This is a genomic window from Candidatus Clostridium helianthi (genome assembly GCF_045310795.1).
GTDB classification, from domain to species: domain Bacteria; phylum Bacillota; class Clostridia; order Clostridiales; family Clostridiaceae; genus Clostridium; species Clostridium helianthi.
The window spans coordinates 1-676 of the sequence record NZ_JBJIAB010000115.1 but is presented as its reverse complement, the minus strand read 5'-3'; the positions used below and the strand labels follow the sequence as shown (position 1 = coordinate 676).

General features: G+C 26.9%; 1 protein-coding gene. It reads left to right on the top strand.

What is annotated here, in order from left to right; all coding sequences use genetic code 11:
- Positions 1 to 121 precede the first annotated feature (121 nt).
- Positions 122 to 658, top strand: a complete 537-nt coding sequence (locus ACJDTP_RS27420; RefSeq protein WP_406763006.1) for a helix-turn-helix domain-containing protein — start codon at positions 122 to 124, stop codon at positions 656 to 658.
- Positions 659 to 676: the final 18 nt, after the last annotated feature.

Here is a 676-nt window from a genome sequence, read left to right as displayed (position 1 = left end):
TATATATGTTGCAAAATGAAATTCCCAAAATAATTTATTGTGAAAAATATCCATTAATATAAAATGAACAAAACAACAAAACTATAATGAATTAAAATAAATTTATAGTGAGGTTTTATATATGGATATTTTAGTGATTAATAAAATTACCGGTCATGAAAATGAGATAAAGGAAATAAAAGATGCGTCGAAACGCACTAAAAGTGTAAGATTATATAAAAGATATTCTGTATTACTTAAACATTTTGATGGTTTTAATAATAGAAAGATTGCTGAGATGGAAAATATAGATGAGCACACTGTTGCTACTTATATAAAAAATTACAAAGCTAACGGATTAGATGGATTAAATATTGCCCACGGCGGCGGAGCTAGCAAAAAAATCAATGAAAAGCAAGAGAAAATAGTATTAGAAACTATTACTACAAAAACACCTGAGGATGTTGGATTTGAATCTAAAATGAATTGGACTATTGAATTAGTTAGACAATGGGTTTTAAAAGAATTTAATATAAAAATGTCACATAGGGGAATAGCCTATGTTCTACATAGATTAAATTTAAGTTATACTCGGCCTACTTACGTTTTGGAAAAAGCGGATAAGGAAAAACAAGAAAAATTTAAAAATGATTTTGAAGTACTAAAAAAAATGCCTTGATGGCTTAGTTGATACTAT